This window comes from Streptomyces syringium, from assembly GCF_017876625.1.
Taxonomy (GTDB): domain Bacteria; phylum Actinomycetota; class Actinomycetes; order Streptomycetales; family Streptomycetaceae; genus Streptomyces; species Streptomyces syringius.
In genome coordinates this window covers 5,378,000-5,398,754 of the sequence record NZ_JAGIOH010000001.1, presented here as the reverse complement: position 1 = coordinate 5,398,754, position 20,755 = coordinate 5,378,000, and the positions used below count along the sequence as shown (strand labels likewise).

16 protein-coding genes are annotated in these 20,755 nt (G+C 72.3%); 2 read left to right on the top strand and 14 right to left on the bottom strand.

Translation table 11 applies throughout. The annotated features are described in order from the left end of the window. The first annotated feature begins 14 nt into the window (after window positions 1-14). The gene (locus JO379_RS24195; RefSeq protein ID WP_165451581.1) at window positions 15-191 is read left to right on the top strand and encodes a DUF6191 domain-containing protein; all 177 of its coding nucleotides are present in this window, start codon (window positions 15-17) and stop codon (window positions 189-191) included. Here the strand turns inward: JO379_RS24195 and JO379_RS24190 are convergent. The 13 genes from JO379_RS24190 to JO379_RS24130 all read right to left on the bottom strand — a co-directional run bounded on the left by JO379_RS24190 (window position 169) and on the right by JO379_RS24130 (window position 18,597). Next, on the bottom strand, window positions 169-3,198 hold the full coding sequence (locus tag JO379_RS24190; RefSeq protein WP_209516976.1) for a helix-turn-helix transcriptional regulator: 3,030 nt from the start codon (window positions 3,196-3,198) through the stop codon (window positions 169-171). The two genes, JO379_RS24195 and JO379_RS24190, sit on opposite strands and share 23 nt — an antisense overlap. Before the next feature lie 101 nt (window positions 3,199-3,299). Continuing rightward, complete coding sequence (locus JO379_RS24185; protein WP_130880059.1) at window positions 3,300-3,518, bottom strand: hypothetical protein; 219 nt, start codon at window positions 3,516-3,518, stop codon at window positions 3,300-3,302. A 151-nt stretch (window positions 3,519-3,669) separates the two neighbouring features. After that, on the bottom strand, window positions 3,670-5,910 hold the full coding sequence (locus tag JO379_RS24180; protein WP_209516973.1) for an MMPL family transporter: 2,241 nt from the start codon (window positions 5,908-5,910) through the stop codon (window positions 3,670-3,672). Window positions 5,911-6,278: 368 nt separating this feature from the next. After that, window positions 6,279-6,869 carry an AMIN-like domain-containing (lipo)protein gene (locus JO379_RS24175; RefSeq protein WP_209516969.1) on the bottom strand — a complete coding sequence of 197 codons (591 nt, stop codon included), beginning with the start codon at window positions 6,867-6,869 and terminating at the stop codon, window positions 6,279-6,281. Window positions 6,870-7,093: 224 nt separating this feature from the next. Then, entirely contained in the window at window positions 7,094-8,602 is a 1,509-nt protein-coding gene (gene gatB, locus JO379_RS24170) for an Asp-tRNA(Asn)/Glu-tRNA(Gln) amidotransferase subunit GatB (protein ID WP_130880056.1), read from the bottom strand. 14 nt (window positions 8,603-8,616) lie between these two features. Continuing rightward, on the bottom strand, window positions 8,617-8,871 hold the full coding sequence (locus JO379_RS24165; RefSeq protein ID WP_130880055.1) for a hypothetical protein: 255 nt from the start codon (window positions 8,869-8,871) through the stop codon (window positions 8,617-8,619). Further along, window positions 8,868-10,367 carry an Asp-tRNA(Asn)/Glu-tRNA(Gln) amidotransferase subunit GatA gene (gene gatA / locus JO379_RS24160; RefSeq protein ID WP_209516965.1) on the bottom strand — a complete coding sequence of 500 codons (1,500 nt, stop codon included), beginning with the start codon at window positions 10,365-10,367 and terminating at the stop codon, window positions 8,868-8,870. Before gatA ends, JO379_RS24165 begins: the two co-directional genes overlap by 4 nt. 1 nt (window position 10,368) lies before the next feature. Continuing rightward, entirely contained in the window at window positions 10,369-10,665 is a 297-nt protein-coding gene (gatC, locus tag JO379_RS24155; RefSeq protein WP_130880053.1) for an Asp-tRNA(Asn)/Glu-tRNA(Gln) amidotransferase subunit GatC, read from the bottom strand. Between the two features lie 717 nt (window positions 10,666-11,382). Next, a complete protein-coding gene (locus JO379_RS24150; RefSeq protein ID WP_130880052.1) occupies window positions 11,383-13,512 on the bottom strand; it encodes a putative bifunctional diguanylate cyclase/phosphodiesterase in 2,130 nt (709 codons plus the stop codon). 241 nt (window positions 13,513-13,753) lie between these two features. After that, window positions 13,754-16,057, bottom strand: coding sequence for an NAD-dependent DNA ligase LigA (gene ligA, locus JO379_RS24145; RefSeq protein ID WP_209516962.1), 2,304 nt, complete (start codon window positions 16,055-16,057; stop codon window positions 13,754-13,756). 33 nt (window positions 16,058-16,090) lie between these two features. Continuing rightward, window positions 16,091-17,113, bottom strand: a complete 1,023-nt coding sequence (locus JO379_RS24140; RefSeq protein WP_130880050.1) for a methionine synthase — start codon at window positions 17,111-17,113, stop codon at window positions 16,091-16,093. Between the two features lie 239 nt (window positions 17,114-17,352). Beyond that, on the bottom strand, window positions 17,353-18,042 hold the full coding sequence (locus JO379_RS24135; protein ID WP_130880049.1) for an SDR family oxidoreductase: 690 nt from the start codon (window positions 18,040-18,042) through the stop codon (window positions 17,353-17,355). A gap of 15 nt (window positions 18,043-18,057) precedes the next feature. Further along, window positions 18,058-18,597: an LOG family protein gene (locus tag JO379_RS24130; RefSeq protein ID WP_209516959.1), complete on the bottom strand. Its 540-nt coding sequence runs from the start codon at window positions 18,595-18,597 to the stop codon at window positions 18,058-18,060. A 248-nt stretch (window positions 18,598-18,845) separates the two neighbouring features. Between JO379_RS24130 and JO379_RS24125 the strand changes: the two genes are divergently transcribed. Continuing rightward, complete coding sequence (locus JO379_RS24125) at window positions 18,846-19,442, top strand: hypothetical protein (protein WP_130880047.1); 597 nt, start codon at window positions 18,846-18,848, stop codon at window positions 19,440-19,442. 101 nt (window positions 19,443-19,543) lie between these two features. Here JO379_RS24125 and mnmA read toward each other — a convergent pair whose 3' ends face one another. Next, complete coding sequence (gene mnmA, locus JO379_RS24120) at window positions 19,544-20,701, bottom strand: tRNA 2-thiouridine(34) synthase MnmA (protein ID WP_130880046.1); 1,158 nt, start codon at window positions 20,699-20,701, stop codon at window positions 19,544-19,546. Between the last annotated feature and the right edge of the window lie 54 nt (window positions 20,702-20,755).

The window sequence follows — 20,755 nt, the reverse complement described above, 5'->3', positions numbered from 1 at the left end:
GGGACAGTTGAGCGATGGGGGTTGACGTGTTCAACGTTTTCGAAGAACTGTTCGCACCCGGGCGGAAGCACGAGGAAGAGGAGCAGAACCGGCTGGAGCTGGTCCGCGAAGACGTCGGCGACGCCGACCCGGGCAAGGGCCCGATCGACCTGGAGTCCGGTCAGGTGGTCATCCGGCCCCGGCAGGGCTGAACAGCCGGAACCGGTGGGCCAGGGCCGCCGCCTCGCCACGGCCCGAGACGCCCAGCTTGGCGAGGATGTTGGACACATGCACGCTCGCCGTCTTCGGCGAGATGAACAGCTCCTCGGCTATCCGGCGGTTGCTGTGCCCCTGGGCGACCAGCCGGAGGACGTCCCGCTCGCGCGGGGTGAGGCCGAGCGACTCGGCGGGCGCGGGCTCCTCGGCGGCCGGCGGCGCCGCGGTGGCCGGGGTGAGCGACAGCCGTGCGCGGCGGGCCAGCAGCTCCGTCGCCTCGCGCAGCGGCCGGGCGCCGATCCGCTCGGCGCTCTCATAGGCCTCCCTCAGCGGCTTCGCGGCGGCCTCCGCGCCGGATCCGCCGGTGGCGAGCAGGGCCTCGGCCCAGCGGTAGCGGACCCGGGCCAGCTCGTAGGGGCGGTCCGTGGCCTCGAAGGCGGCCACCGCGTCCGCCCAGCGGTCCGCGTCCTGCCGGCCGTCCTCGGCCCGCTGGAGTTCGGCCTCCAGGAAGATCCCGTACGCGTCCCAGACGGGCACGGCCCGGGCGAGCTGCTTGGCCCCGGCCCGGATCCGGTCGAGCACGCCGGCCCGGCCGGGCTCGGCGGCGGGCAGACCGCGGGCGTCGGCCTCGGCTGTGGCGGCGGCGACCAGGAGCGGCCAGACGTAGCGCTGGACGGCCGGGTTCACCCCCTGCTCCAGGACGCCGTCCAGCGCCGCGCGGCCCTCGGCGATCCTGCCCCGGGCGGCGGCGAGCTCGACGGTGAAACGGGCGAGGGGGATGGTGTGCTGCGGCTCCGGCTGGTGGGCGTCGTAGTGCTCACGGGCGGTGGCCAGCTCGCGCTCGGCCCGCTCCCAGTGGCCGCGGACCAGTGCCAGCCGGGTGAAGCGGCTGGCAGCGATGCCGCGTGACTTGAGGCTCTGGGCGATGCGCAGGCACTCGCGGGCGGCCTCCTCCGACTCCTCCCAGCGGCCGAGCGAGAACAGGGACTCCGACGCGTTCCCGAACACCCAGGAACGGGCGTCGGGCAGGCCGAAGCGGCACAGTTCCCGGGCCCCCTCGGTCGCCACCTCGACGGCCTCCGCCGACCGGCCCACGCCCTCCAGGGCGGAGGCCAGGTTGATGTAGCACCGGCCGAGCACATGGACGTTGCCCAGCTCGACGACGCGGCCGCAGACCGCGCGCATCTCGGCGATGCCGCCCTCCGCGTCCCCGGCGTCGATCTTCAGGCCGGCCAGGGTGAGGCGGGCGTTGAGCTCCGTGCTCTCGGCGCCGACGAGACGGGACAGCTCGACGGCCCGTTCGGCGATGCCGTAGCTCCCCGGCCCCGGGGTGTGGGTGGCCTCCCAGGCGGCGACCTGCGTCAGCACCTCGGCGTGCACGGCGGACGGCGGAAGCCCGCGCACCAGCTCCTGCGCGTGGGCGAACTCCACCCGGGCGTCGCCCCGGCCGAGGGCTCCCAGCATCCTGCCGCGCTGGGTGCGGAACCAGGCGGCCCGCAGCGGTTCCTTGTGCTCGTCGAGCAGCCGCAGCCCGCTCTTGACGATCGCGAGGGCCCGCTCCCGGTCGCCCGCCATCTGCGCGGCGACGACGGTCTCGGCCAGCAGGTCCAGCCGGCGCAGGGCCTCGTCGCTGCAGCCGCACGCCGGGTAGACGCCCGCGTCGTCGACGGGGCGCTGGCGCTCGCGGACCTCGGCCGGTACGTCCTCCCACAGTTCCAGCGCGCGCTCCAGCAGCCGCAGTTGCTCGGCGTAGGCGTAGCGGCCGCGGGCCCGCACCGACGCGTCGAGCACGGCGGGCAGCGCCTTGGCGGGATCGTGGGCGTGGTACCAGTAGCTGGCCAGGCGGGCGGGGCGTTCGTCGGCCCGGACGATCCCCGGCGCGGCCTCGAGCGCCTCGGCGTAGCGGCGGTTGAGCCGGGAGCGCTCGCCGGGCAGCAGGTCGTCCACGACGGCCTCGCGCACGAGGGCGTGCCGGAAGCGGTAGCCGTCGCCGTCGGGGGTGGGGAGCAGGATGTTGGCGCCGACGGCCGTGCGCAGCGCTTCGATCAGCTCGTCCTCGCCGAGGCCGGTGACGGCGCGCAGCAGTTCGTATTCGACGGTGGAGCCGCCCTCGGCGGCGATGCGGATCACGCGCTGCACAGCGTCGGGCAGCGCCTCGACGCGGACGAGCAGCAGGTCGCGGAGGGACTCGCTGAGTCCGGTGGAACAGCCGCAGGAGAGCGAGGCGACGATCTCCTCGACGAAGAAGGCGTTGCCGTCGGAGCGCTCGAAGATCCGGTCGAGGAGCTCGCGGTCGGGGCGGGCGCCGCTGATGCCGGTGAGCTGGGCGCCCACTTCGGCGCGGGTGAAGCGGGAGAGCTCGACGCGGTGCACGCTGCGGGTGCGGTCGAGTTCGGCGAGGAAGGGGCGCAGCGGGTGGCGGCGGTGGATGTCGTCGGAGCGGTAGGTGGCGACGATGACCAGCCGGGCGGTCTGCAGCGAGCGGAAGAGATAGCCGAGGAGTTCGCGGGTGGAGCGGTCGGCCCAGTGCAGGTCCTCGATGGCGAGGACGAGCGTGCGGTCGGCGGTGAGCCGCTCCAGCAGCCGGGCGGTCAGCTCGAACAGCCGGGCGCGGCCGTCCTCGTCGTGGGACTCGCGGGTCGTCTCGCCCAGCTCCGGCAGCAGTCGGGCCAGCTCGCCCTCCTGGCCGGCGGCGGCGACGGCCAGGGCGTCGCCGAGCTTGCGGTGCAGGGCGCGCAGGGCGGTGGAGACGGGCGCGAACGGCAGCCCGTCCGCGCCGATCTCCACGCAGCCGCCGACCGCGGTGACCGCCCCGGCCGCCGCGGCGGCGGACAGGAACTCCTCGACGAGCCGGGTCTTGCCCACGCCGGCCTCGCCGCCGACGAGCAGGGCCTGCGGCTCGCCGTCGGCGGCACGGGCGAGCGCGTCGGTGAGCGCGGCCAGTTCGTCGGTACGGCCGACGAACACGGGGCTGACGTTGGTGTTCTGCACGGTGCCGAGCATCGCACAACCGTCCGACACCGGGGGACGGATATCCACAGGCCCGCGGGCGGGTGCGGCCGCCGTGGGCAGAGCCGTCGTGGGCAGGGGCGCTGCCACGGTGCTCAGGCGGTGGCGCGGTGGGTCCGGCCGTGGCGGCGGGCGAGGCGCCAGGTGCCGGTGGTCCTCACCCGCCCCTCGGCTTCCCGGCGTCCCTGACGGGTCCTGCGGGCGTCCTCGGTCCGGGCGGCGAGCCGGGCCTCGTGGGCCAGCCGGTGCTCGGCGGCGTCACGGGCGAAGTCGGCGGCGCGGAAGTGGTGGAGGGCGAGGTTGAAGTCGAACATGGTGGTTTCCCCCTGGTGATGACGGGCTTCTCGGTTCTGCCGGGCCGTTTCCTGGCCCACGAGAAGCTTCGTCCCCCAGGGGGGTCGCGCACATCGGGCGACTGCCTCATCTACGGCCCCAGGGGGGCCTTAGGTATGCCTCCGGCCCTGCTCAGAGGGCTTTGGAGGGGACCTTGGCGGACGCGGCCGCGGCCGGGACCGGGATGAGGTCCATCGGTCCCACCGGGCTCGCCGGGACAGCCGCGCTGTCCTCGGACGGTTCGATGCTGATGCGCGGCAGCCTGCGGTCCAGCCACTTCGGCAGCCACCAGTTGGCGCCGCCCAGCATGTGCATGAGGGCCGGGACCAGCAGGGTCCGCAGGACGAAGGCGTCCAGGGCGACGGCGGAGGCCAGTCCGATGCCGAACATCGCGATGACGCGGTCGCCGCTGAGGACGAAGGCCAGGAACACGGCGATCATGATGACCGCGGCGGAGTTGATGACGCGGCTGGTCTCGGCGAGACCGACGCGGACGGCCCGGGTGTTGTCGCGGGTGGCGAGCCACTCCTCGTACATCCGGCTGACCAGGAAGACCTGGTAGTCCATGGAGAGCCCGAAGAGCACGGAGACCATCACGACCGGCAGGAACGGCTCGATCGGGCCCGCGGCCCCGAGGCCGAGCAGCTCGCTGCCCCAGCCCCACTGGAACATCGCGGTGACGACGCCGAAGGAGGAGGCGACGGCGGCGATGTTCATCGCGGCGGCCTTGAGCGGGATGCCGATGCTGCGGAAGGCCAGGAGCAGCAGGACGCAGCCGAGGCCGACGACCGCGCCGACGAACAGCGGCAGCTTGGCGAGGATGACCTTGGCGAAGTCGTCGTAGCTCGCGGTCACCCCGCCGACGTGGACGTCCATGCCGGTGGTGGCGGTGGCCTTGGGCAGGACCTCGGCGCGCAGCCGCTCGACGAGGTCACTGGTGTCGGTGGACTGCGGGGAGGCGGTGGGGATGACGGTGATGACACCGGTGTCGCCGCTGCCGCTGAGGGTGGAGGAGCTGACGGAGGCGACGCCCTCGGTCTGCCGGAGGGTGCCCGGCAGCTGGTCGAAGGCGAGCCGGTCGGCAGCGCCGTCGAGGTCGGCGACGAGGGTGAGCGGGCCGTTGACGCCGGGGCCGAAGCCCTCGCCGAGCATGTCGTACGCCTGGCGGGTGGAGGAGGTCGCCGGGTTGTTGCCCTGGTCGGAGGTGCCCAGGTGGAGGGAGGCCGTGGGCAGGGCCAGCACCAGCATGACGGCGGCGGCGAGGGTGCCCAGCAGCTTGGGGTGGCGCTCGACGAACGCGGACCAGCGGGCGGCGAGTCCGGTGGGGATCTCCGGCCGGGGGCCGTGCTCGGCCAGCCGGCGGCGCTCGCGGCGGCTCAGCGCCCGCGGCCCGATGACCCCGAGGAGGGCGGGCAGCAGGGTGACGGAGGCGGCGACGGTGAGGACGACGGTCAGCGAGGCGGCGATGGCGACGCCGTTGAGGAAGCTGAGCCGCAGGATGAGCATGCCGAGCAGGGCGACGCACACGGTGCCGCCGGCGAAGACCACGGCCCGCCCGGTGGTGGCGACGGCCCGTTCCGCGGCGACGTGCACCGGGAGCCCGGCCCGCAGGCCGCGGCGGTGCCGGGTGACGATGAACAGGGCGTAGTCGATGCCCACCCCGAGCCCGATGAGGGTGCCCAGCATGGGGGCGAAGTCCGCGACGGACATCAGATGGCCGAGCAGGACGGTGCCCATGGCGGCGGTGCCCACGCCCACGAGGGCGGTGGCGATGGGCAGCAGGCTCGCGGCCAGCGAGCCGAAGACGAGGAAGAGCACGACGGCGGCGATGACGACGCCGATGATCTCGCTGAGGTGGCCGCTCTTGCCCTCGGCGGCGCCGGCGGCGCTGCCGCCGACCGCGACGTCCAGATTGTCGGTGGCGGCGGACCGCGCGGTGTCGATCACCCGCTGGACCTCGGCCTTGTCGAGCTGGCCGGAGGTCCGCGCGAAGGCGAGGGAGGCGTAGGCGGTGTGCCCGTCGGCGCTGATCCGGCTCGCGCCGTCGCTGCCGTACGGGCCGCTGACCGAGGCCACGCCGGGCAGCTCGGCGACCTCGCGCAGGGTGTCGGTCATGCGCTGCTCGACGTCGGCCGCCCGTACGGTGCCCCGGTCGGTGTGCCAGACGAGGGTGGCGCTGTCGCCGCCCTGGCCGGGGAACGCCTTCTCCAGGAGGGCGGTGGCACGGGACGCCTCGGTGCCGGGGACGGTGTAGTCGTTGGAGTACGCGGACCCCGTCAGCGTCGCGGCGGCGGTCGTGCCCGCGAGGGCGACGAGCCAGAGCACGATGACGACGAAACGGCGGCGCAGGCACCACCGGGCAAGTGAGGTCAAAATCGCTGCTTCCCGGGTATCGCGTCGATCTCACCGGGAAAATCCCGTGGTGCCGATCGCATGGCTACTGGGGCGGATGGGCCGCTGCCGATACTGATCGGGGGCCCTCTGCTGAGCAACTCTGACAGCCGGAAAAGATCATTTGTCCCTTTTGTGGGTTAGCCCACAAGGCGCTAACAGTGCGCCGAATGGGCGTACCAGCCGGTGACGGACCTGCCCCGACCAGGCACGGAGCAGACATCGCCCGGCGTTTCCCGGGCGCGCGGCCGTTTCCCGGGCATGCCGATGGGGGCCGGCCGGGAAGATCCCCGGCCGGCCCCCGGGGTCGGCGCGCGAACGGTCGGCGGTCCCGCCGCCTCCGGTTCGCGTCAGTCCAGGACGCCCCACCGGTGGGCGACGTCGATCACGATGCGGTGGTCCCACTGGAAGACCCGGAACGGCAGCCGGGCGCGGACGCCCAGACCGAGCTGGGTGTCGCCCTCGAAGCTGCCGACGAACCGGGTGTCCTTGAAGGTGCGGTAGCCGGTGACGTCCACGCCCGGCAGCCGCCGCCCCGCCTTCGCACGGTAGGTCGCCCTGCCCGTGGCCGGGTCGTAGCTGGGCGCCGCGACCCGGATCTCCAGGACCGCACCGCCGGCGACGTGGACGGCGTCGCCGGAACCGTCCTGATCGAGCGAGTCGACGTAACCGACGCGATAACCGATCGGGCGGTGTCCCACGCCCTCCATATCGAGAACCATCCGGTCGAAACACTCGTGCCGCCCGGTTCTCACGTCGGTCAGCGGCTTGTACGAGCTGTCGACGCCGGTCTTGCCGTAGCTTCCCCAGCCGACCTCGCACATCGCCGAGGACGGGTGGGCCTTGGCCGCGGTCCGGGACGCCGAGGCCGGAGCCGTCGTCGTCGCCACTGCGGCGCCCGCCAACAACAGTGCGGCCAGCGCTGTACTCCACCGTCGCATGCAGCTACCCCCAGCCTTCGAGTACGGGCTCCGGATCCGGCCCGTTGCCCGGGATCATGCCGGACCATTCGGAATGCGCACCCCACACCGACCAATTCCGGCCAATACGCCTCTGCACAAAGGCCGCCCCTCGGTGCGAGGGGCGGCCTGGTGTTCTACGTATGCGCTGCTGGACGCGGTGCGGGGATCAGCCCTCGACGCCCAGCTTCTCGAGACTGTGCTGATTATTCTTTCGCGGCAAGCCGCTCAAGAATCAGCTCGCGGACGCGCGCCGCGTCCGCCTGACCGCGGGTGGCCTTCATGACCGCGCCGACGAGCGCGCCCGCCGCCGCGACCTTGCCGGAGCGGATCTTGTCGGCGATGCCCGCGTTGGCCGCGATGGCCTCGTCGACGGCCGTGCCCAGCGCGCCCTCGTCGGAGACGACCGCGAGACCGCGGCCGGCGACGACCGCGTCGGGGTCGCCCTCGCCCGCGAGCACGCCCTCGATGACCTGGCGGGCGAGCTTGTCGTTGAGGGAGCCCTCGGCGACCAGCGCGCACACCCGGGCGACCTGCTCCGGGGTGATCTCCAGGGCGGCGAGGTCGGTACCGGCCTCGTTCGCCCGGCGGGCCAGCTCGCCCATCCACCACTTGCGCGCGGAGGCGGCGTCCGCGCCCGCGTCGATGGTGGCGACGATCAGGTCGACGGCACCGGCGTTGAGGATGGACTGCATGTCGTGCTCGGAGACGCCCCACTCCTCGCGCAGCCGGTTACGGCGCACGCGCGGCAGCTCGGGCAGGCCCTTGCGGAGCTCCTCGACCCACTCCCGGGAGGGAGCGACCGGCACCAGGTCCGGCTCGGGGAAGTAGCGGTAGTCCTCGGCGTTGTCCTTGATGCGGCCCGCCGTGGTCGACCCGTCCTCCTCGTGGAAGTGCCGGGTCTCCTGCACGATCGTGCCGCCGGAGGACAGCACCGCCGCGTGCCGCTGGATCTCGAAGCGGGCGGCGCGCTCGACGCTCCGCAGCGAGTTGACGTTCTTCGTCTCCGAGCGGGTGCCGAACTTCTCGGTGCCGTTCGGGCGCAGCGACAGGTTCACGTCGCAGCGCATCTGGCCCTGCTCCATGCGGGCCTCGGAGACGCCGAGCGCCTTGATGAGCTCGCGCAGCTCGGCGACGTAGGCCTTGGCGACCTCGGGGGCCCGCTCGCCCGCGCCCTCGATCGGCTTGGTGACGATCTCGATGAGCGGGATGCCGGCCCGGTTGTAGTCGAGCAGGGAGTGGGACGCGCCGTGGATACGGCCGGTGGCGCCGCCGACGTGCAGCGACTTTCCGGTGTCCTCCTCCATGTGGGCGCGCTCGATCTCCACGCGGAAGATCTCGCCGTCCTCCAGCTGGACGTCCAGGTAGCCGTTGAAGGCGATGGGCTCGTCGTACTGGGAGGTCTGGAAGTTCTTCGGCATGTCCGGATAGAAGTAGTTCTTCCGGGCGAAGCGGCACCACTCGGCGATCTCGCAGTGCAGCGCGAGACCGATCTTCACGGCCGACTCGACGCCGATCGCGTTGACGACCGGGAGCGAGCCGGGCAGGCCGAGGCAGGTGGGGCAGGTCTGCGCATTGGGCTCGGCGCCCAGCTCCGTGGAGCAGCCGCAGAACATCTTGGTCCTGGTGCCCAGCTCGACATGGACTTCGAGGCCCATGACGGGGTCGTAGGACGCCAGCGCGTCCTCGTACGACACCAGATCAATGGTGGTCACGGAAAACTAACCTCTCAGTCCGCGAGGACGTCGTCGCTGCTCATCCGGCGCAGTTCGCGCACGAGCAGGGCGACACCGGTGGCGATGGCGGCGGCGGAGACGACGGCGTCCACGAGCTGCAGGGTGTCCTGCTCGCCGCGGGCCTTCTTCGCCTGCTTGATGACGCTCACAGCCCCGAAGAGCGTGGTGCCGATGGACAGGTACGTGCCGGGCCGGGACTTCTTGAAGCCCTTGGCCTTCGCGAGCTTTCCGCCCTTTTCGGTGTTCACAGTGACGGTGCCTCCTCGAGCAGCGGGTGACCCCAGCGGGCGTTGAACGCGGCCTCGACCGCGGCACCGACCCGGTAGAGCCGGTCGTCGGCCATCGCGGGCGCGATGATCTGCAGACCCACCGGCATCCCGTCCTCGGGCGCCAGACCGCAGGGCAGCGACATGGCGGCGTTGCCGGCCAGGTTGGTCGGGATGGTGCACAGGTCGGCGAGGTACATCGCCATCGGGTCGTCGGCCCGCTCGCCGATCGGGAACGCCGTGGTCGGGGTGGTCGGCGAGATCAGCACGTCGACACCACCCTCCCCGAAGGCCTTCTCGAAATCGCGCGTGATGAGCGTACGGACCTTCTGCGCGGAGCCGTAGTACGCGTCGTAGTAGCCGGAGCTGAGGGCGTACGTACCCAGGATGACGCGGCGCTTCACCTCGTCGCCGAAGCCGGCCTCGCGGGTGAGCGCGGTGACCTCCTCGGCGGACTTCGTGCCGTCGTCGCCGACGCGCAGGCCGTAGCGCATGGCGTCGAAGCGGGCCAGGTTGGAGGAGCACTCGGACGGCGCGATGAGGTAGTACGCGGCCAGGGCCAGGTCGAAGGACGGGCAGTCCACCTCGACGACCTCGGCACCGAGCTCCTTCAGCAGCTCCACGGACTCGTCGAAGCGCTGCAGGACACCCGCCTGGTAGCCCTCGCCGCGGAACTGCTTGACGACGCCGACGCGCATGCCCTTGACGTCGCCGTTCCGCGCCGCCTCGACGACCGGCGGGACCGGGGCGTCGATGGAGGTGGAGTCCAGCGGGTCGTGGCCGGCGATGGCCTCGTGCAGCAGGGCCGCGTCCAGGACCGTGCGGGCGCAGGGCCCGCCCTGGTCGAGGGAGGAGGAGAAGGCGACCATGCCGTAGCGGGAGACGGCGCCGTAGGTCGGCTTGACGCCGACGGTGCCGGTGACGGCGGCGGGCTGGCGGATCGAGCCGCCGGTGTCCGTGCCGATGGCGAGCGCGGCCTCGTAGGAGGCGAGGGCGGCGGAGGAGCCGCCGCCGGAACCGCCGGGGATCTTGGTCAGGTCCCAGGGGTTGCCGGTGGGGCCGTACGCGCTGTTCTCCGTCGACGACCCCATGGCGAACTCGTCCATGTTGGTCTTGCCGAGGATGACGACGTCCGCTTCCTTGAGCTTGCGGGTGAGCGTCGCGTCGTACGGCGGGATCCAGCCTTCGAGGATCTTGGAACCGACGGTGGTCGGGATCCCCTTGGTGGTGAAGATGTCCTTGAGCGCCAGCGGCACACCGGCCAGCGGGCCGAGCTTCTCGCCGCGCTCGCGCTTGGCGTCCACCTCGCGCGCCTGGGCCAGCGCGCCCTCGCGGTCGACGTGCAGGAAGGCGTGCACCTTCTCGTCGACGGCCTCGATCCGGGCCAGGTGCGCCTCGGTCACCTGGACGGCGGTGACCTCACCCGAGGCGATCTTCGCGGCGATCTCGGCCGCGGTGAGCTTGATCAGGTCGGTCATGTCAGTCCTCCCCCAGGATCTGCGGCACCTTGAAACGCTGCTGCTCCTGGGCCGGGGCGCCGGACAGCGCCTCCTGCGGGGTCAGCGACGGACGGACGTCGTCCGAGCGCATGACGTTGGTCAGCGGCAGCGGGTGGGACGTCGGCGGTACGTCCTCGTCGGCCACATCGGAAACGCGGGCGACCGCGCCGATGATGTCGTCGAGCTGCGTGGCGAAGTGGTCGAGCTCTTCGTCCTTCAGCTCCAGACGTGCCAGCCGTGCGAGGTGGGCGACCTCCTCGCGCGTGATGCCAGGCATGCGGCGATCCTCAGGGTTCGTGACGGTTCTGGGCGGGTTATTGCGCCCAATCCTATGGCGCGGCGAGCACTGCCCGCGAAACGGTTTCGCTGGGCGCTGTGCCGGTGCCGATTTCCGGGCCTCCGGGGAGGGAAGCGCGCTACCGCGCGGGTCGCCTGCGGCGGGCTGCGGGTACGGTCCGGCTGCGCGCGGCGGGGCGGACACCACCGCCGGTCGGCCGCCGTCACGGCGTCCCGCTCCAGCAGTGCGGCGACACCCCATCCCCCACCACAGCGAACGTCCCCATGGCCAGACACGCATTCCCGCCGCCACCGCGCGCACCCACGACGGCGCAGTCCGGCGGTGCCCGACTGTTGGTGGGGGGCATTGCCGACGGCTAGCCGGCACTCATTCCCGCCGCCACCGCGCGCACCCACGACGGCACAGTCCGGCGGTGCCCGACTGCTGGTCGGGGGGCATTGCCGACGCCGAGCCGGCACTCATTCCCGCCGCCACCGCGCGCACCCACGACGGCACAGTCCGGCGGTGCCCGACTGCTGGTCGGGGGGCATTGCCGACGCCGAGCCGGCACTCATTCCCGCCGCCACCGCGCGCACCCACGACGGCACAGTCCGGCGGTGCCCGACTGTTGGTGGGGGGCATTGCCGACGGCGAGTCGGCGCTCGTTACCTCCGCCCGGCGGAGCCGCACCGCAACCCGCCGTTTCCAGCCCGACCGCTAGGTCACGGGCTGGTCCGCTTCTTCCTCCGCCGGGGCCGTGGACGTCGCGGCCGCCGCCGCGGTGGCGGCGTGGAGGGGTTCGTCCTCGCGGTGCCAACCGCTTTCGCTGCGCAGGCGCAGCCACGCCGTCGTCTCGTCCGGCGGCATCGCCGCCGCGACCAGCCAGCCCTGGACCGCGTCACAGCCCAGGTCCCGCAGGCGCTCCCAGGTCTCGTCGTCCTCGACGCCCTCGGCGACGACGACCAGGCCGAGGGAGTGGGCCAGGTCCAGCGTGCAGCGGACGATCTCGGCGTCCTCGTTGTCGATGGCGAGGCGGGCGACGAAGGAACGGTCGATCTTGAGCTCGCTGACCGGCAGGCGGCGCAGGTGGACGAGGGAGGAGTAGCCGGTGCCGAAGTCGTCGAGGGACATCTTCACGCCGTGGCCGGTGAGCCCGGCGAGGGTGTCGGCGGCACGCTGCGGGTCCTCCAGGAGGACGTGCTCCGTTATTTCCAGCTGGAGCGATCCGGCGGGGACACCGTGCCGGGCGAGGCGGGCGGCGACCGAGCCCGCGAAGCCCGGGGTGTGGACGTCGCGCGGCGAGACGTTGACCGCGACGGGCACCTCCAGGCCCATGGCCCGCCACTTGGCGACCTGCCCGAGGGCGGTCTCCAGGACGTACTCCGTCAGCCGGGGCATCAGGCCGGACGATTCGGCTATCGCGATGAACTCGTCCGGGGAGACCCTGCCGCGCTCGGGGTGCACCCAGCGCACCAGCGCCTCCAGCCCCGCGACGTGTCCGTCGAAGCCGACCTTGGGCTGGTAGTGCAGCTCGACGTCGCCCGCGTCCAGGGCGCGCCGCAGATCGCCCAACAGGCCGAGCCGGTCGGGGGTGTTGCCGTCGCGGCGGGCCTCGTAGACCTCGACTCCGCTGCGGTCCCGCTTGGCCTGGTACATCGCCACGTCGGCGCGGCGCAGCAGCCCCTCCGCGTCGAGGGCGTGGTCGGGGTAGACGGCGACGCCGGCGCTGGCTTCGAGGACGAGGGTGAGGCCGTCCAGGTCGAGCGGTGAGCCCAGTGCGGCGACCAGCGACCGGGCCACCCGCTGGGCGCTGGTCAGGGAGTCGGTGGTGGGCAGCAGTACGGCGAATTCGTCGCCGCCGAGCCGGGCGGCCTCCGCGCCGTGCGGCAGGGCGAGCCGCAGCCGCTCGGCTATCTGCAGCAGCAGCCGGTCGCCGGCGAGGTGGCCGAGGGTGTCGTTGACGGACCGGAAGCGGTCGAGGTCGATGAGGACGAGGGCGGCGCGGTCACCGGCCTGCTCGGCCTCGTCGAGGGCGTTCCAGGTGCTCTCCAGCAGCCATTGGCGGTTGGGCAGCCCGGTGAGGGGGTCGCGGAGCTGTTCCTCGGCGCGGGCGTGGGCGATCCACAGGGTGGAGTCCAGCGCGATGAGCGGGACGGCGAAGAGGGGCAGCAGCAGGGGCGCGTGGTCGGCGACGACGGCGATGAGCGGGGCGATGCCGAGGAGGGCGCCGCCGACGAGGGCCTGCCGGACCAGGGCCGTACGGGCGATGCTGCTGATGCCGCCGTTGCGCGGGGCCATGGAGTACCAGAGCAGGGCGCGGGTGACGACGAGGTAGAGGAAGGCGGCGACGGCGATCTGGGGGATGTCGGTGAGCTGCCAGGTGTCCGGGAGCCAGGGGTCCTCGACGGTGGCGGCCGTCCCGCACAGGGCGAGGGCGAGACCGGCGGCGACGATGCCGAGGATGTCGACCGCGCCGTGGAGTAATGCCTGTCGCCAGCGGTGCCGGCGGGCGGTGGCGACGAGGGTGACGACGGCGATGCTGATGAGGGCTGCGGGGACCCAGCCGTAGAGCATCAGGACGGCGAGGGTGAGGGCGGCGCCGGATCCGGTGCCGCCCCACCAGCGGTCCCGGCCGAGGGCGACGAGATGGGCGACGATGAGCGCCGTCAGGGTCGCCAGCGACCAGCCGACGGCACGGCCGGGAAAGAGGCCGTGCCCGGTGCTGAGTGCCCAACAGATTCCGGTGGCGAGCGCGAGCGCGGCCATCACGACACAGACCGCCGGCAGCGCGGGCGGGGGGACCCGGCGCAGCCGCGAGGCCGGTTCGGCGCTGTCGGTGGGTTTCATGCCCGTCCCTCTCACAGCCGGCGGTGCCCGCGCCACGGCAGGCGCACATCTCAACAGTAGGCCGCAGAAGGCTATGACGGGCAGCGATCGGCAGCGGTTGCCCGATTGCGGTCCGCCCTCCTCCGGCCTTTGGTAGGCGCTGTAGAGGTAATGCCCACTGACTATGCGGGCATTACTCCGCTGGGGTGGCGACCTGGGTGCCGCCACCCCTCGCGCGCCCCCCGGCGAGCCGGGGAGCGGGTCAGCCGGCGGCGGGGACGTCGGCCTTGGCGTCACCCGAACTGTCGTCCGTGCCGGCGCCCGCGCCACCCTCCTGGGGGACCGCCGCCGCGCGGGCCGCCTCGGGCCCTTCCGCGAGCAGCACGGCGAAGCCGTCCTCTTCCAGTACCGGGACCTTCAATTGCATGGCCTTGTCGAACTTCGACCCGGGGTTGTCGCCCACGACGACGAAGTCCGTCTTCTTGGAGACCGATCCGGTCACCTTCGCGCCCTGGCTCTGGAGGGCTTCCTTCGCTCCGTCACGGGTGTGGGAGGCCAGCGTTCCGGTGACGACGACCGTCAGCCCCGCCAGCGGGCGCGGGCCTTCGTCCTCGCCGACCTCTTCTTCCATGCGGACGCCGGCGGCCTTCCACTTCTCCACGATCTCGCGGTGCCAGTCCTCGGCGAACCACTGCCGCACCGAGGCCGCGATGGTGCCGCCGACGCCCTCGACGGCGGCCAGCTCCTCCTCGCTCGCCTCGGCGATCCGGTCCAGCGAGCGGAACTCCCGTGCCAGGGCGACCGCCGCGACGGGCCCGACGTGGCGGATGGAGAGCCCGGTGAGGATGCGGGACAGCGGGCTGGACTTGGCCCGCTCCAGCTCGCTCATGAGCTTCTTGGTGTTCTCCTTCGGCTCGGGAGGCAGTGTGCGCTTCTCCTCGCCCCGGCCCACCGTCTTCCCCTGGCCGTAGAAGTACGGCACGAGGAGGCGGTCGTCCTCGGCGGCGCCCTTGCGGGTGTCGCGGCGCCACATGCGGACGTCGCGCAGGTCCTCGACCTTCAGGTCGAACAGGTCGGCCTCGGTGGTGAGCGCGCGGGGGCCCTCGTCGGGGCTCGTGAGCGCCCGGACCGTCTCCTCGCCGAGCGCCTCGATGTCGAGCGCCTTACGGCCCGCCAGGTAGAAGATGCGCTCACGCAACTGCGCCGGACACGACCGGGCATTGGGGCACCGGAGGTCGATGTCGCCCTCCTTCATCGGGCGTAGCCCGGCCCCGCACTCCGGGCACTCGGCGGGCATCACGAACTCCCGCTCGGTGCCGTCGCGCAGATCCACCACGGGGCCCAGGATCTCGGGGATCACATCGCCGGCCTTGCGGAGCACGACGGTGTCGCCGATGAGGACGCCCTTGGCCTTGACGACCTCCTGGTTGTGCAGGGTGGCGAACTCGACCTCGGAGCCCGCGACCGTGACGGGCTCCACCACCGCGTACGGGGTGACGCGGCCGGTGCGGCCGACGCCGACGCGGATGTCGACCAGCTTGGTGTTGACCTCCTCCGGGGCGTACTTCCAGGCGATGGCCCAGCGCGGGGCGCGCGAGGTGGAGCCGAGGCGGCCCTGGAGGGGGATCTCGTCGACCTTGACGACCGTGCCGTCGATCTCGTGCTCCATCGAGTGCCGGACCTCGGGGTCGCCGTAGTGGGCGATGAACTCCCGCACGCCGTCCAGCGAGTCGACGACCTTGGCGTGCGCGGCGGTGGGCAGACCCCACTCGCGCAGCAGTTCGTACGCGTGCGACTGGCAGTCGATGTCGAAGCCCTCGCGGGCGCCGATGCCGTGCACCACCATGTGCAGCGGCCGGGTCGCGGTGATCTTGGGGTCCTTCTGGCGCAGCGAGCCGGCCGCCGCGTTGCGCGGGTTGGCGAAGGGCGGCTTGCCGGCCTCCACCAGGCGGGCGTTCAGCTCCTGGAACTTCTCCATCGGGAAGTAGACCTCGCCGCGCACCTCGACGAAGGCGGGGACGCGGTCGCCCTGGAGCCGGTTGGGGATCTCTTCGATGGTGCGGACGTTGGGCGTGATGTCCTCGCCGGTGCGGCCGTCGCCGCGGGTGGCGGCGCGGACGAGCCTGCCGCGCTCGTACGTGAGGTTGACGGCGAGTCCGTCGACCTTGAGCTCGCACAGGAAGTGGTACGCGGTGCCCTCGCCGATGTCCTTGGCGACGCGCTCGGCCCAGCCGGCCAGCTCTTCGTCGTCGAAGGCGTTGTCGAGGGAGAGCATGCGCTCGCGGTGCTCGACGGCGCTGAATTCCGTCTCGTAGGACCCCGCGACCTTCTGGGTGGGCGAGTCGGGGGTGCGCAGCTCCGGATGCTCCTCCTCCAGGGCCTCCAGTGAGCGCAGCAGCTGGTCGAACTCGGCGTCACTGACGACCGGGGCGTCCTTCACGTAATACCGGAAGCGGTGCTCCTCGATCTGCTCGGCCAGCAGCGCGTGCCTCTCCCGCGCCTCCGCGGGTGCCGTGGCAAGCGGCGTCTTCGCCTCGAGCTGTTCGCCGTGCTGTTCGCCAGCCACCGTCTGGTCCTCCCGTTTATTCCAAGAGCGCAGTCACTCAGGGTTGTCTGCGAGTGATCTCGCCGCCCGGGCGCAGTGGGCGAGGGCCGCCCGGGCATATGCGGGCGAAGCACCCGCGAGCCCGCACGACGGGGTGATCACCACGGACTCCGCGAGGGTCCCCGGCGACAGCCCCAGCCTGCGCCACAGCGTCCTGACACCCATGACGCTACCGGCAGGGTCTGACAATGGACCGTCCACGCCCGGCACCACGCCAGCGAAGAGCTTGGTGCCGGCCTCCGCGGCCTCACCGATCGCCTCGTCATCACGCTCGGTGAGCAGCGAGAAATCGAACGAGACGCCCTCGACGCCGGCTCGGCGCAGAAGGGCGAACGGCACGCCGGGGGCGCACGAGTGCACGACGGGGGGTGCGCCGGTGACGTCCCGCGCGAGGCCCACCAGGTCGCGCAGCGCGCCCTCGACGACGGCCCGGTCGACGGCGCGGTGGGTGCGGTAGCCGCTGGCCGTGCGGACCCGGCCGAGCAGCACGGCGGTCAGCGACGGTTCGTCGAGCTGGAGCACCACCTGGGCGCCGGGCACCCGGCGGCGCACCTCCGTCAGATGGTTCCGCAGCCCCTCCACGAGGGAGGCGGTCAGGTCCCGGCAGGCCCCGGCATCGCTCAGCGCCGCCTCGCCGCCGCGCAGTTCCAGGGCGGAGGCGAGGGTCCACGGGCCGACGGCCGACACCTTGAGCGGCCCCTCGTACCCCTGGGTGAACTCCTCGATCGCGTCCAGGTCCTCGCCCAGCCACGACCGTGCGCGCCGGGTGTCCCGGCCCGGCCGGTCACTGATCCGCCAGCCGCTCGGCTCGACGTGCGCGAACACCTCCACGAGCAGCCCGGCGGTCCTGCCGATCATGTCGGCGCCGGGCCCGCGCGCGGGCAGCTCCGGCAGATACGGCAGGGCCTCCAGCGACCCCGTGACGGTTTTCGCGGCCTCGCGCGCGTCCGTCCCGGGCATCGAACCGACCCCGGTGGCGACGCCCGCACCCCAGCTGAACTTGCTCTTCTCGCTCACGCAGGAAGGGTACGGGGCCGGAGCGGGGCTCCGCCCGCACCGGTCGCCTGGCCGGCGGATCTCCGGCTACCGGCCCGTCCTGCCGCCTCTCGCCTGACCGGCGGATCTCCGGCTACCGGCCCGTCCTGCCGCCTGCGGCGGCGAGCGCCCTGCGGGCGCGTCCTCAAGCGCCGGACGGGCTTGATTCGGCTGAGCTCAGCCAGACCCACGGCCCGTACGGGCAAGCCGCGGGCACCGCGTCAGCGGCCCGGCCGGACCGTCAGGTCGTTGATCTCCGCGTCCCGCGGGAGGTCGATGGCGAGAAGGACGGTCGTCGCGACGGACTCGGGGTCGATGTACGCCGCCGGGTCGTACTCCCTGCCCTCCTGCTGGTGCACCTTCGCCTGCATGGGGGTGGCCGTGCGCCCGGGGTAGACGCTGGTGACCCGGACGCCGTTGCCGTGCTCCTCCTCGCGCAGCGCGTCGGCGAGCGCCTTGAGGCCGTGCTTGCTCGCCGCGTACGCCCCCCAGTTGGCGTGGGCGTGCATCCCGGCCCCGGAGTTGACGAAGACCACATGCCCCTTGGTGACCCGCAGCTGCGGCAGGAACAGCCGGGTCAGCTCGGCCGGGGAGACGAGGTTCGCCGCGAGCTGGCGGTTCCACACCTTGGGTGCCAGGTCACCGACGCCGCCCAGGTCGCAGACGCCCGCGATGTGCAGCAGCGAGTCGACGTGGTCGGGCAGCGTCTGCTTGCTGAGGGCCCACGCCAGCCGGTCGGGGTTGGACAGGTCGCCGACGAGCGTGCGGGCGCCGGGGAACTGCGCGGCCAGCTCCTTCGCCCGGCCCGCGTCCCGCGCGAACAGATACAGCTCGTCGCCGCGCTCGAGCAGCCGCCGGGCGACCGCCGCCCCGATGCCGGAACCGGACCCAGTGATCAGATGTGTTGCCATACCGCCCAGCTTGCCCTACTGAATCCCGGCCGACTCCTCCAGGTACGCCATCGCGCCCACACCGTCCTCCGCGAAGAACACCAGGTCGGCGAGGGGAAGCGGCAGAAAACCCTCCGCGTCCATCCGCTGGAACTGCTGCTTCAGCCCGTCGTAGAAACCGGCGGCGTTCAGCAGCACCACGGGCTTGGAGTGCATTCCGTGCTTCTTCAGCTCCAGGATCTCCGTCGCCTCGTCGAGCGTCCCGGTGCCGCCGACCATGATCACGATTGCGTCGGCCCGCGCGAGCAACTGCGCCTTGCGCTCGGCGAGATCCTTGGTGATCACCATTTCGTCGGCGTTCTTACGGGCCTTCGCCGCGAGGAATTCCACCGAGATCCCGACCAGCCGCCCGCCGTGCGCCTGGACGCCGTCCGCCATGACCTTCATCAGACCGGACTCCGAACCGCCCCAGACCAGGGTGTGCCCGCCCTTGCCGATGAGTTCGGCGAATTCCCGGGCGGGGGTGGTGTAGCAGTCGTCGAGGTCGGCGGCGGAGCAGAAGACGGAAATATGCATAAGCCCACGGTACGCGCGCGGATATGCGGCCCGACGGCGACTCGGCCCCCGTCGGAACAAGGGCGCGAATCGTACCGACCTCCGCTATGACCTGCTTTCGGACATCCTCTGTCCCGTTTCCGGATCTGTTCCGTCGCGACCTCGTCACAGTCCCCGCCGCGATTTGGGGGCTCGGCCCGGCATTGCTAGCCTGACGTGCGCTCGTCAAGCGGGCGCAAATCAAGCCAATTCCTCGGGGGAGTTCTCACGTGAAGCTTCGTCATGTCCGCGGCGCCGCCGTATTCGTCATCGCCGTCGTCGCCCTCACCGGTGCGCGCGGCAGCCACGGCGGCAGCTGTGGCGGTGGCGGCGGGTCGAGCCACAGCTCCTCGTCCTCCTCCGGCGGCACCACCTCGGGCGGTACGTCCGGCGACTCCACCAGTGGTCTCACGAGCGGCGGCACGACCTCCTCCGGTACGACCTCCGGCACGACGAGCGGCACGTCCGGCGACTCGACGACCTCCTCGGGCTCGACCACCTTCGGCTCGACCGGCGGCAGCGGCAGCCGGAACTCCGCGATGCGGGACATCAAGATCCTCGACTGCGCGTACACCGACCGGCTGGGCATCACCGCGAAGCTGGCCGCCACCAACAGCAGCTCGACGGTCTCGTACGACTACCGCATCACCGTGAAGTTCACCGGCCCGGACGGTGCCGTCATCGGCACCCGCAACCCGTCCATCCCGTGGGTCCAGCCGGGCAAGACGAGCAACCTCGACGTCTCGACCCCCTACGTCCCCAAGCCGGGCGCACCCCAGAGCGGCGGCAAGTGCGAGGTCACGAACGTCCTGCGCACGCAGCGCTGACCTCCGAGGGACACCTCTTCATCCGGCGGCGCCGGGTGCCGGAAAAGACCGGCGCCCGGCGCCGCCGTGTGTGCGGGCCGGGCGTATCAGAACAGTCGCGGTCAGCCGCTGTGGGCCGCACCCGCCGGGACACGGTCCGTCGCCGCGATCGTGGCCGAGCCGACGACCCGGGTGCCGTCGTAGAGCACGATGGCCTGGCCGGGGGCCACGCCGCGGACGGGCTCGGCGAAGGACACGCGCAGCTCCTCGCCGACGAGCTCGGCCGTCACCGACGTCTCGCCGCCGTGCGCGCGCAGCTGCGCCGTGTACGTGCCGACGCCCTCCGGGGCCACCCCGCACCAGCGGGGCTTGATCGCGGTCAGGGCGGTCACGTCCAGGGCCTCCACCGGGCCGACGGTCACCGTGTTGTTCACCGGAGAGATGTCCAGGACGTAGCGCGGCTTGCCGTCGGGGGCCGGGTGGCCGATGCGCAGGCCCTTGCGCTGGCCGATGGTGAAGCCGTACGCGCCCTCGTGGGTGCCGATCTTGGTGCCGGACTCGTCGACGATGTCGCCCTCGGACGTGCCCAGGTGCTTGGCGAGGAAGCCCTGGGTGTCACCGTCGGCAATGAAGCAGATGTCGTGGCTGTCGGGCTTCTTCGCCACGGCCAGGCCGCGTCGCTCCGCCTCGGCCCGGATCTCGTCCTTGGTCGTCAGGGTGTCGCCCAGCGGGAACATCGCGTGCGCCAGCTGCTTCTCGTCCAGCACGCCGAGGACGTACGACTGGTCCTTGGCCATGTCGCTCGCGCGGTGCAGCTCGCGGGTGCCGTCCTCGTTCAGCACGACCGTCGCGTAGTGGCCGGTGCAGACCGCGTCGAAGCCGAGCGCGAGGGCCTTGTCGAGCAGCGCCGCGAACTTGATCTTCTCGTTGCAGCGCAGGCAGGGGTTGGGCGTGCGCCCGGCCTCGTACTCCGCGATGAAGTCCTCGACCACGTCCTCACGGAAGCGCTCGGCGAGGTCCCAGCAGTAGAAGGGGATGCCGATGACGTCGGCGGCGCGGCGGGCGTCGCGCGAGTCCTCGATGGTGCAGCAGCCGCGCGCGCCCGTGCGGAAGGACTGCGGGTTCGCGGACAGCGCGAGGTGCACGCCGGTCACCTCGTGCCCGGCCTCGGCGGCACGGGCGGCCGCAACGGCGGAGTCGACGCCGCCGGACATGGCGGCGAGTACGCGCAGGCGACGGCCGTCGCGAGGTCCTGAAGGTGCACCGGGGAAGTCAGTCATAGCTGTACCAGGGTAAGGGTTGCGTCCGGTCGCGGTACCGGTCACCGATGTCCT

What these genes read in the sequence shown, in the direction of transcription:
- mnmA (WP_130880046.1), bottom strand. Translation starts at nt 20,701, where the DNA reads ATGACTGACTTCCCCGGTGCACCTTCAGGACCTCGCGACGGCCGTCGC.
- gatC (WP_130880053.1), bottom strand. Translation starts at nt 10,665, where the DNA reads ATGCCTGGCATCACGCGCGAGGAGGTCGCCCACCTCGCACGGCTGGCA.
- JO379_RS24175 (WP_209516969.1), bottom strand. Translation starts at nt 6,869, where the DNA reads ATGCGACGGTGGAGTACAGCGCTGGCCGCACTGTTGTTGGCGGGCGCC.
- gatA (WP_209516965.1), bottom strand. Translation starts at nt 10,367, where the DNA reads ATGACCGACCTGATCAAGCTCACCGCGGCCGAGATCGCCGCGAAGATC.
- JO379_RS24150 (WP_130880052.1), bottom strand. Translation starts at nt 13,512, where the DNA reads ATGAAACCCACCGACAGCGCCGAACCGGCCTCGCGGCTGCGCCGGGTC.
- JO379_RS24135 (WP_130880049.1), bottom strand. Translation starts at nt 18,042, where the DNA reads ATGGCAACACATCTGATCACTGGGTCCGGTTCCGGCATCGGGGCGGCG.
- JO379_RS24185 (WP_130880059.1), bottom strand. Translation starts at nt 3,518, where the DNA reads ATGTTCGACTTCAACCTCGCCCTCCACCACTTCCGCGCCGCCGACTTC.
- JO379_RS24190 (WP_209516976.1), bottom strand. Translation starts at nt 3,198, where the DNA reads ATGCTCGGCACCGTGCAGAACACCAACGTCAGCCCCGTGTTCGTCGGC.
- JO379_RS24130 (WP_209516959.1), bottom strand. Translation starts at nt 18,597, where the DNA reads ATGCATATTTCCGTCTTCTGCTCCGCCGCCGACCTCGACGACTGCTAC.
- JO379_RS24195 (WP_165451581.1), top strand. Translation starts at nt 15, where the DNA reads ATGGGGGTTGACGTGTTCAACGTTTTCGAAGAACTGTTCGCACCCGGG.